This window comes from Collinsella sp. LCP19S3_A6 (genome assembly GCF_052122015.1).
GTDB lineage: Bacteria > Actinomycetota > Coriobacteriia > Coriobacteriales > Coriobacteriaceae > Collinsella.
Genome location: NZ_JBQKDD010000005.1, coordinates 146425 through 157187 on the forward strand (window position 1 = coordinate 146425; position 10763 = coordinate 157187).

12 protein-coding genes are annotated in these 10763 nt (G+C 51.8%); all 12 read right to left on the reverse strand.

Features of this window, described 5'->3' with window-relative positions:
* Positions 1-3: 3 nt before the first annotated feature.
* The gene (rfbB, locus tag ACTQVX_RS05035) at positions 4-1026 is read right to left on the reverse strand and encodes a dTDP-glucose 4,6-dehydratase (protein WP_441560441.1); all 1023 of its coding nucleotides are present in this window, start codon (positions 1024-1026) and stop codon (positions 4-6) included.
* Positions 1027-1044: 18 nt separating this feature from the next.
* Positions 1045-1944: a glucose-1-phosphate thymidylyltransferase RfbA gene (gene rfbA, locus ACTQVX_RS05040; protein ID WP_441560443.1), complete on the reverse strand. Its 900-nt coding sequence runs from the start codon at positions 1942-1944 to the stop codon at positions 1045-1047.
* Between the two features lie 441 nt (positions 1945-2385).
* Positions 2386-3738, reverse strand: coding sequence for a hypothetical protein (locus ACTQVX_RS05045; RefSeq protein WP_441560444.1), 1353 nt, complete (start codon positions 3736-3738; stop codon positions 2386-2388).
* A gap of 90 nt (positions 3739-3828) precedes the next feature.
* Positions 3829-4365 carry a hypothetical protein gene (locus ACTQVX_RS05050; RefSeq protein WP_441560446.1) on the reverse strand — a complete coding sequence of 179 codons (537 nt, stop codon included), beginning with the start codon at positions 4363-4365 and terminating at the stop codon, positions 3829-3831.
* A gap of 135 nt (positions 4366-4500) precedes the next feature.
* On the reverse strand, positions 4501-5406 hold the full coding sequence (locus ACTQVX_RS05055) for a glycosyltransferase family 2 protein (RefSeq protein ID WP_441560448.1): 906 nt from the start codon (positions 5404-5406) through the stop codon (positions 4501-4503).
* A 5-nt stretch (positions 5407-5411) separates the two neighbouring features.
* Positions 5412-6377 carry a hypothetical protein gene (locus tag ACTQVX_RS05060; RefSeq protein WP_441560450.1) on the reverse strand — a complete coding sequence of 322 codons (966 nt, stop codon included), beginning with the start codon at positions 6375-6377 and terminating at the stop codon, positions 5412-5414.
* A gap of 261 nt (positions 6378-6638) precedes the next feature.
* Positions 6639-7532 (reverse strand): glycosyltransferase, encoded by an 894-nt coding sequence (locus ACTQVX_RS05065; protein ID WP_441560452.1) that lies wholly within the window; start codon positions 7530-7532, stop codon positions 6639-6641.
* The gene (locus ACTQVX_RS05070) at positions 7532-8275 is read right to left on the reverse strand and encodes a glycosyltransferase family 32 protein (protein WP_441560454.1); all 744 of its coding nucleotides are present in this window, start codon (positions 8273-8275) and stop codon (positions 7532-7534) included. Before ACTQVX_RS05070 ends, ACTQVX_RS05065 begins: the two co-directional genes overlap by 1 nt.
* 4 nt (positions 8276-8279) lie before the next feature.
* Positions 8280-8765, reverse strand: a complete 486-nt coding sequence (locus ACTQVX_RS05075; protein ID WP_441560456.1) for a glycosyltransferase — start codon at positions 8763-8765, stop codon at positions 8280-8282.
* 11 nt (positions 8766-8776) lie between these two features.
* Positions 8777-9244, reverse strand: coding sequence for a PssD/Cps14F family polysaccharide biosynthesis glycosyltransferase (gene pssD, locus ACTQVX_RS05080; protein WP_441560458.1), 468 nt, complete (start codon positions 9242-9244; stop codon positions 8777-8779).
* On the reverse strand, positions 9245-9994 hold the full coding sequence (locus ACTQVX_RS05085) for a sugar transferase (RefSeq protein ID WP_441560460.1): 750 nt from the start codon (positions 9992-9994) through the stop codon (positions 9245-9247).
* An 81-nt stretch (positions 9995-10075) separates the two neighbouring features.
* Positions 10076-10666 (reverse strand): hypothetical protein, encoded by a 591-nt coding sequence (locus tag ACTQVX_RS05090; protein ID WP_441560462.1) that lies wholly within the window; start codon positions 10664-10666, stop codon positions 10076-10078.
* Positions 10667-10763 lie beyond the last annotated feature (97 nt).

Here is a 10763-nt window from a genome sequence, read left to right on the forward strand (position 1 = left end):
TCGTTACTGCCCCTGTGCGCGGTAGCGGGCCTCGGTGGCCTCCTTGGCCGGGCGCCACCAGGACTCGTTCTCGACGTACCAGTCGATTGTCTGCTTGAGCCCGTCGGCGAAGTCGGTGTGCGCCGGCCTCCAGCCGAGCTCGCGCTGGAGCTTGGTGGAGTCGATGGCGTAGCGGCGGTCGTGGCCGGGGCGGTCGGCGACCCAGTCGAAGTCCTCGGGGTCGCGCCCCATGGCCTCCAGGATCATGCGCAGGACCGTGATGTTGTTCTTCTCCCCATTGGCTCCGATGAGGTAGGTCTCCCCCATGCGGCCCTTCGTGAGGATATCCCAAACGGCCGAGGAGTGGTCCTCGGTGTGGATCCAGTCGCGGACGTTCTCGCCCTTTCCGTAGAGCTTGGGGCGCGCGCCGTCGATGATGTTCGTGATCTGCCTGGGGATGAACTTCTCCACGTGCTGGTAGGGGCCGTAGTTGTTGGAGCAGTTGGAGATCGTGGTGCGAAGCCCGTAGGTGCGGGTCCAGGCGCGCACGAGCATGTCGGAGGACGCCTTGGTCGAGCTGTACGGCGAGGACGGGCGGTAGGGCGTCTCCTCGGTGAACTTCGCCGGGTCGTCGAGCGCCAGGTCGCCGTAGACCTCGTCGGTGGAGACGTGGTGGTAGCGGATGCCGTATTTCCTCACGGCCTCCAGAAGGCGGAAGGTGCCCTCGACGTTCGTGCGAAGGAACGGCTCCGGGTCGGCGATGGAGTTGTCGTTGTGGCTCTCGGCGGCGTAGTGCACGATCGCGTCGTGGCCCGGGACGATCCTATCGAGCAGCTCTGCGTCGCAAATGTCGCCCACGACGAGCTCCACGCGGTCCGCCGGCAGCCCGGCGATGTTCTCGGGGTTGCCGGCGTAGGTCAGCTTGTCCAGGACGGTCACGTGCACCCCGGGGTGGTTGTTGACCACGTAGTGCACGAAGTTGCTGCCGATGAAGCCGCAGCCGCCCGTGACGATGATGTTCTTGGGGGAGAAGGTCTCCTCTGCCATGTTCGAATCTCCTTGTTCCTAGTACTCGCGCGGGCTGTTGACGATCTCGCCGGCGGCGACCTTCTTCAGGTGCTGCCCGTAGACCGACTTGCCGTAGGCCTCGGCGGCCTCCTTGAGCCCCTCGGTGGTGATCCATCCGTTCTCCCAGGCGATCTCCTCGGGCACGGACACGGGCAGGTCCTGGGAGTGCTCCACGGCGCGGACGAACTCCGCGGCCTCGTGCAGGCTCTCCATGGTGCCGGTGTCCAGCCACGCGTAGCCGCGGCCGAGGGTGACGACGGACAGCGTCCCCTCCCCCAGGTACATCCGGTTGAGGTCGGTTATCTCCAGCTCGCCGCGCGCGGACGGCTCCACCTTATGTGCCTTGGCGGCCACGTCGCCCGGGTAGAAGTACAGGCCGGTGACGGCGTAGGAGCTCTTGGGGCGCTCGGGCTTCTCCTCGATGGACACGGCCCTCCCCTGCGCATCGAACTCCACGACGCCGAAGCGCTCGGGGTCGTCCACGTGGTAGCCGAAGACGGTGGCGCGGCCCGACTGCGCGTTCTCGACGGCCTTCTTCAGGTGGCGCGACAGTCCGTTGCCGTAGAAGATGTTGTCGCCGAGCACCAGCGCGCACGGCTCGCCGGCGATGAAGTCCTCGCCGATGGTGAACGCCTGCGCCAGGCCGTCGGGGCTCGGCTGCTCGGCGTAGGACAGGTTCACGCCGTAGCGCGAGCCGTCCCCGAGCAGTCGCTCGAAGTTGGGGAGGTCCGTCGGCGTGGAGATGACCAGGATGTCGCGGATGCCCGCCAGCATGAGGGTGGACAGCGGGTAGTAGATCATGGGCTTGTCGTAGACCGGCAGCAGCTGCTTGGAGGTCACGAGCGTGAGCGGGTACAGGCGGGTTCCGGACCCGCCGGCGAGGATGATGCCTTTCATATATGAACTCCTTATTAGTAATTATGAAATTCGTTGAACTAACTAATCGTTCTGGAACATTAGGCTCATGTATGCAGGAAGCGCTACTCCTGGCCCCCCTCCACCTACTGGGAATCGGAATACAGCGGCATTTCAACGCCCCGACCTTTTTCTCCAAAACGGAAACTTTAGCAATTCTCGAGCCCTTAGAAATCTGGTGACTAGAGCCGAATAAAACATGACACCGATATGAATAGGTATCGTCAGAATCCAATTGCCAATATGCAGGAAATCGGCATCCGCATCTCAAAATCGGCAACATAGTATGTTCGTGCTTCAGATCAGAGGGATATATGTTGAGAAAAAGGCTCCGAACTAAAGGACTTGAAAGAATTAAGAGCCCAAAACCTCACCACAGCAGCAAATAACAATCACGGCCTCTGTTAATCCGTATGTTGGTCTTTAGTGCCTCAGCGCTCGAGCCATCGAGCGATACAAGGCGCAAGAAGTTTGCCGATTAATGAAGAGATAGATAGCGTATACAGCAATATAAACCGCAAGCGCAGCACAAGCCTGCATATTAAACACCAATACAACAAAACAAATCGTAAGCAATATCTCTTCAGCGGGCAACGCCGAGCCTCTAGTCCCCATTAGTTCGTTAAGTCGTAGCTCAGACCAAACGGAACGGCCGATGATGGCGGTGACCGCGCCGACAAGGACCGCCTCCAAAGATCCCAGCAAGTAGACACCCGCTGCCGAAAGAACGGCGCTCACGGCGACAGTCACAATATTGACTTTGAGGAGAGTTCGCTCCTCGCGCAGAACCTTGAAGTAAGTGGTGCAGCAAACATCCATTTTCGAATTAAAAACGCAAACAGGAAGCAGGAGCGCGAAATACCCCATGCTTTCGGCATATTGAGGAAGCCAGAGCGACAGAGCCCACGACATCGGGAAATAGAGTACGTAAATAAATGGAAAGGCGATCTCCATCATGTCGCGGATTCCACGATAAAACGATTTTCGCTCTGTTTCCGACCCCTGCCTAAGGGCTGGGAATAAGACCATTGAGGCTTGGCTTACAAAGGCGATAAAGAAATTGGCCATCGAAAGGGAAAAGGAAACACGGCCAAATACTTCAATTCCCCAAGCTGCATCCACCATGCCCCTGGCGACACCAAGGATAAACATGCTGGCAATATTGGCGGCCATCAGGCTGAAACCAACCTTAATACTACCCACAGCAGCATTAATTGACTCCGAAACCGAAAGAGTGCCCGCGGTAAGAAAGTCACGAGCCTTCCAGAGAGAATAAACCAGTGAGCAAGCTCTGGATAATAGATAGGCTATGACGAACGGCTCGAAAGACTCAACGCCTAAGAAAATCATACCCAAAAGAGGAATCAAAAATGTAAGGCGCTCGAGAACCGTCATACATGAATATAGCTTGGTCTCATTCATCGCTTGGAACACGTAACCGAAATACGAGGATAAATTAAGCATGACAGTGTATAGCGCGAAAGCGAGCAAAACAAAGCATCGTTGAGATGAATCGGCGAACACGACGCCCGCGAGAGAAATCAATAGTCCAGCGCCCAGCTGCATAATCGATGCAACGATAAACTGAGAGTTTATCAATTTCTTGTCAATCTCACTCCGGGTCCTACCCCCTTCGATGAGATAGACGCCGTCGTTAAGGCCGAGATGGAAAAAACCAGAATAGCTAACATAAAAGACAAATAACTGCCAGTATCCATACGTTGTGACACCGAGGACTTTTGGCACCAAAAGAGACATCATTATGCTAACCAACATGGAAACTCCTTGCGCAGCAAAGGCAGCGGCAGCATTTCCAACAAGAGACCTAAAATTCATACTCGCTCTCCGAATCATTCAGCAATCTCTTTAAAACGCACTCATTAATTGGCGAGTAGAGATCCCGTAGATGTTCTTGAATCCAAGTTTTGGCGACTTTGGAATAATCGAAAGCCATGAGTCGCGAAATCGTCTCGTCGTCGAACCTCTTCTTGATTGGTTTCGCAGGAACACCGCCAACGATGGTATAAGGCGGAACGTCTTTGCAAACGACGGCACCGGCGGCAACGACCCCCCCCGGTGTATTGTTACACCATCAAGAATGGTTGCACGGTACCCAATCCACACATCGTCCTCAAGAACTATTCCGCCTTTATCTATGGCCTCAGGGTCCACATCACCCAAGGCCATAACCCTGAAGGGAAAGCTACTAAAACTGTCAGTTGGGTGATCGTCGTGTATAACAAAGGCGACGTTTGAGGCAATGGAGCAACAACTACCGATTTTCAAATGAGGGGCCTTACTAGAACTATGGAGATCGATGGGGCCATAGCTAAATCGTCCAACCTGAATGTTGCTCAAGTCTGCAATAGGACTAACGGGATAGGTGCTGTTATCCTCATTCATGCGACGCCATAGCCATTTTGTTTTCAACAAAGATAGTTTGGTCTTTATTCCAAACATGTCTCAAATACCTTTCATTCCAAGCTAAGAGTTTTGTCATTCTCAAAGGCAGAGAATTGCGTCATCAGTAAAAACTAATTACAGACCCGAGAGCGTCTTCTTATACTCCTCCAGTGAATTAAGCAGGTTCTCGTAATAAAACAGCTGTCGTTGGGACCATTTAGGACGATCAGCAGAAGTTGAGACGCCATGAAGGTGAAGAATCTGCACTTCCGGAGAATAGAGAAGCTTTAGTTCGTTCTGAATTGAACATAAATGAAGGAAGAACTCCTCGAAATACATAAACGTAACCGGCGAAAAAAGCCATGGCATCCTTTGGAGATAGTTTTGCTCAAATACTAAAAAAGAGCCGTGCAGTACAACATTCTCTTGTGTCACATTCCATTTTCGCTGTTTTTCAAAAAGTCCAAACTTATGCCTCATGGCTGCGCATGCCCTGAAAATACTTGAGTCTCTCACTGCAAGCTTGACCCTCTCAAGCGGACTCGGTTCTCGATATAAGGCTAATTCGCTTTTACAATTCAAGATCAAACGATCGATTGCTTCCAAAGTAACGACGGCTTCATCACAAGGGCTCTGGTGTTCATGCGTATTTGGGTTGAAGACATCTGGCCCCAAAACGTCAAAATTGTATTCTGCGTGAAGTAACTGAACCTTTTTCAAAAATAATGGATCCGTTATCAGAATATCGTTATTACACGCAATTAGATAATTCGGTACTCCATATAACTTCTTGTAGGTTTCCAAACCAAGGTTGTTGCCGCGTGCAAAACCAAGATTTTCAGAAGAAACTACCACATCAACAATGGGGTCATCGTAATAATAATCCTGAAGTAGCTCACCAGAACCGTCTAGCGAACCATTATCCACAACGACAATTCGGATTATTGCACCTTGGCCATTGCAAATCGATTTTATTGAATCAATACAGCTTCTCGTAGCATCAACTTCTTTGTAATGAAGAACAACAAAGCCAAATTCCATAAATGTCAAACTCCAAAAATGTCAGTAAAGTTATTTCTCTTGCAGTAATCGAATTCCGCGATTAGAAACGGCCATACGGGACTACAAAATGGATAAACGATTAAAAGCGTTGCCGAAGTACCAATTAAATAGATAATGAGTCCCATTTGGAGGGATTTCACGGCACGGCAAGCTTTAAAAGTGCTGATAACAAATAAGGCCATGGGAATGATATAAAGCGGGATGATAAGCAGCCCTATAGTCCCCAAAGCGCCGATTATGCCAATATCATCCGGATAAAAATTACCATAAGGACCACCAATCAAATTATGTAGTGGTGACTCATACGCAATCATGCCTAGTCCGACCAGGGGTTTCCTGCAAAACGCGCTGAGGTAGTAAGCGGTTTCTTCTTGACGTGCAATTGTGCTAGCAGCCTCGGCGCCACTAAGAGAAAAAGAAGAGACGAATTCATCGAATGAGCCTGATATGACTACTGTAAGAGCGGCGAAAAACCCGAAACAAACAAGCAGGGCCTTCTTATTTGCCCCCCTAAAAGACATTAAAAGTGTCAAAAAGCAGGAACATAGGATCACGATCTCCATAACACGAGTTTGCGAAACATAAAAAATCGTAAGTAGCCCAAATATCAGACAAAATAAGTCAAGCGTTCTACGACTGCCTGTTCCTAACATCCAGCAAGAATAAATAACCATTACATCAACAAATTCAGGTTCCCCAAGCCTTGCAGAACTCCCTCGTTCTCTCATTGCTTCAATTAGATTCAGGCCGGCAAAATTCTTCACTAAAGCAGAGAGAATCATAATTAGCGATATCGCAATTGCGACCTTCTGCAAGATGCTAAAAACAGCACGATCCCCCAGCTCACTAAAAAGAAAGGAAAAAGGGAAAACGAGAAGGCAAAACGAGTATGTGTATACCGCCGAAAAGAAGTGAAAAGGAGTTTGACCAAGAAAGACTACCGTGTACACGAATTGAACCGTGAACACGACAAGCAATACCAGAAGATATAGGTACACAAGTCGAGAAATTTTACTTTTGTGAAAAACTAACGCCGCAGATAATAAGGAGCTAAATATACATAGAAATTGAAACGACGTGTCAACAGAGGGGAACGCGAGGGAGGCGAATCTTCCCACAAAGACGCATAGCACGAGGACGATAATTGCATTTACAAACGAACTAGTCGCACCTTTGTACGCAAGCGTAGTATCTATCTCCTTTTTACACACTTAGGCTAACCCTCCAAACCTCTTTTTTCGCAGTCCAACAGCAATGGGCAAACAAACAAGACCAAGTGCCGATAATCCGTCAAGTCCCTCAAAGGACCGAGCCCCTGTAGCCAAATTCAACGACTCCAGACCAGAAATAGCAGCAACTTTTTCCTTAAGCGACCGAATCCCCGGGTAGCGGTCAGCCGCTTTTAGACGTTTGCAAAGCGCTATACGAACGCCCGCCGGATTTGCATACCAATTCTTCCAAATATTCTTAGTAAGTCCTTCTTTCAGATATTCACACCTGTAGAAGGGCTCATCATGCACGCAGAACAATTCGGGAGCAACAAAATCGTAATAGGCCGAGCCTTCAGGCATGAAACGCTCGCCCTGGACAACGGGAAACGGATGCCGCCTTAGAACATCAGTGTTAAAGACAATCGCCGTCTCGATGACGAGACCGTATTTCATGCGCATATCGGCAAGCTCAATCTTGTCGATACCGTCGGGAAACCATGTATCCAAAGCCGTTTGCGCAGCAAACAGCTTTGGATACAGAAGACCTTCTTCCGTATCCAAAGCTGTTATGTCGCGTAAGATAACCTCCACGGCGTTGGGCTCAAGCCAGTCGTCCGAGTCAACGCAAATAAAATACTCTCCAGATGCCTCAGCAGCACCAAGATTATGTGCAACGTGTTTTCCAGAGTTCGGCTGTTTGATATATCGAATAGGAAAGGGCGACGTGTCTAACCAAGAGGCAACCATGCTCTCGGTATCGTCAGTCGATCCATCATCCACAATGAGCCATTCGAATCGAAAGTCGGTCTGAGATATTAGTGATGCATACAGGCGCTCAAGCTCATTAATACGATTATAGGTCGGTGTAAATATCGTTAATAATGCGTTGCCCATTAACGAACACCCTTAATTATGTTCTTAAACGCCTTGAAAAGAATAACCCCTCTAGGGCCAACCGCTCTCATAACTTTATGCTTAAAATGCGTCGCCGGTCCAGCCCATGATCCGTCGAAATGATGAATGGCATACGTATTTTCAGTTACGTTCATCTCATGCGTAAGGAAATCCTTTGGGCAAAAATATTCACTTGGATAAATAGTTATCCCAGCAACTTCTTGGATGCCAGGTTTATCTTCAAGTCCAAGACCTTTAAGAATATCAGTTGTACGAACAACGACAGTGGTCTGGTCGTAGACACCACCAGTCTTTATAAAGTGATCAGACTCATAGGAATCGAGGATAGTCTTGTAGAGGCCAAGCCCCGGATTGGCCGCAAGGCCAAGCCCCGGAGCGACAGCGCCGGCAGCACCAGAGCTGAAATCCTGTTCAAAACCCATAAAAGGGCCCCTTTGAATAATTTCATCGAGAGGCTTCAAAAGCTCGACATCAGTATCTAAGTAGACCCCTCCATGCTCATACAAAATCTTGAATCGCGCATAGTCGCTTGCAAATGCCCATTTCTTTACGCTTATAGCTTCGCGAACATAATCACAGCAATCAGTATCAAAGTTTGATTCGTCCCAACGAACGATCTCGTAGCCTGGCATATATTTTTCCCATGAAGCAATGCAGCGTTCAGCTAGAGGGGGAAGCGGATTACCGCCAAACCAAATGTAATGAATCTTCTTGGGTATCATGGGGTTAAAGCTCCTCAATCAAACCACAGAGCTCCTTACAGAACTCTAAGTTATGGCTCTTAAAATAGGTTCCGCATGAAAGTTCACGGGCTCGTTCTATTGCTTGAGGCAGCTCTTTAACGTCATAAATAGGCACGATACCGCCCTGGCGCTCCGCCACAATGCGAACGAAATCCGCTTGATGATCATTCACGTGTTCGCCAAGGTCCCCTCGACGCGGAACAACAACAGGGACCTTCCCGGCCGCCATCGCCTCAATGAAGCTCGAAGGGCCACCATGCGTAATCACCACATCCGCAACTTCCATATAATTCTTCATCTGATGGAACGGCACAAAACGCGAGTGATCACAATGGATAGGCTCATATGTTGAATAGCCTGTCTGAATGAAAACCGGTTCCGTAAGTATCCCGTCCGCCCTGAGTTTGTCGACAGCCTTGACCAAGCGATTGAACTGCTGCTCGTGGGTGCCCACGGTAACGAAAATCATTCGACCACTTCTTAGAAAATCGAGCCGAGGTTCACGGCGTGCTTGTATACTTCCAGTTGCTCCGGCCACTGGACAACGAACAGGTCAGCGATCCCGTTGAGCATCCGACCTGTCATGGTCGGCTTATCCACGCGGTCGAACACCTCTACGTAAACGCATTTGGCACCCAGCAGCTTGCCCAGTACGAAGAAAGGAACTGCCACGGCAGCTCCAGACGAGATAATTAGGTTAGGACGCTCCTTGCGGAGCACCTTCCAGGCGAGAACCGTGTTCTTCAGCAGGTTCGGGATGTTGCGGTTCGTCGGATAGTGGCAATGGTAGACGCGCTCCCCTTCCAGAAGAGAATTCGCGTCCTCCTTGTCGAAGGTCACCCAGAACCTATCGGCAGCTTGTGACCAAAATGGCCTCAAGAGCCACATATGAGTCAGATGTCCTCCACTTGAACTCGGGATACACACTTTGGCTTTTGAAAGTTCCATCTAGCACGCACCCTTTCCCGTGAAGACCTCGATCACCGTGAGGATGACGATCTTGAGGTCCGTGACGGGGCCACGCTTGGCGATGTACTCCAGGTCGCGCTGGACCATGCCGTCGAAGCCGGTCGAGTTACGGTCAGTAACCTGCCACCAGCCGGTGATCCCGGGCTTCACGGCCAGGCGCTGCAGGTCGTACTCGGTGTACTCCGCAACCTCGTTGGGCAGCGGCGGGCGCGGGCCGACAACGGACATCTGGCCCAAGAACACGTTGACAAACTGTGGGAACTCGTCGATGGAGTGCTTGCGGATGAACTTGCCGATCTTCGTTACGCGCGGGTCGTCCCTCATCTTGAACATGGCGCCAGCGATCTCGTTCCGCTCCTTGAGCTCGGCGAGGCGCTCGTCGGCGTCCTTGTACATGGAGCGGAACTTCCACATGCGGAAGGTGGACAGGCTGCCGTCGCGGTGGGTCTGGCCCACGCGGATCTGGCTGTAAAACGGGTTGCCCTCGCTCTCCAGGCGGATGGCCGCGGCGAGCACCAGGCTGGGTACGGCGATGACGGCCAGCACGCAGCCGCTGAACACGATGTCGAACGCGCGCTTTACGACACGGTAGCCCAGGCGCGTGCGGTCCCAGTCCTTGACGGACTGCATGGCCTTGTAGCGAACGCTCACCTCGCCGACATTCATGGCCTGGGCTATAAGCGCGGCCCCCACCGGCGCATTTTGCCCTGTCACTTCTTTAGTAGTCAAGTTCAAATCCACGTCCCTGCCCCCAGGGATCCCCCCATCGATGAATTCAAATTGCGAATGAATTGCCAGTGCGACGTCCCCTTACGTCTTACTGGGCACGTCCAACGGAAGCAGCTCCCTAAATGCGGAGTCGCCTTCGCCCACGTCTACCAAGCACCAGCGCTTATGACGGTCGATCTTCTTTACACGGGCCTCTTGCCCCACCAAAGGCCCCTGCTCTATGTGCAGCACGCCGTCTTCTATGCGGGCTACGCTGTTGCGCACCACGCCGTCGTCGTCAAGCACGCTGCGGTACCAGTCCTGTGCATCGTCCGGCATGGCCGCATAAGCCCGCTCCCTGCTGCCGGCAATGCGGCACCCAAAGCTCAACTGGGCCAAAGCCTTGTCGAGCAAGGCGGCATCGCGCGTGGCGACGAAGAAGTATTCCTTGTACATAGGTTTGGTTTGGAGCGACCAAGCGCCGTCCCGCTTAAACCAGAACTCCTTTTGCATCACAAAAGCGTCCTGCATTAGCTCGTGCGGGATAATGCGGCGGACCTTTTCGCAGGTCTCGCGCTCTTTACCATTGGGGGTGTGGACCAGATACCAGCGGACGCGGCCGTGCTGGCTGTTGGTAGTAGCGCCACTAAAGGCACCGGGCAGCTGCTCTTGGCGCCGCATCGTCTGTTCCATCTCTCGCCCCCTTAACTTGCATCCGCGACACACGCGGATGAAGAGGCGTTAAGAACAGGCTTCTCGCTCGCAACTAGGCGCAGTCGCAAAAGTACAG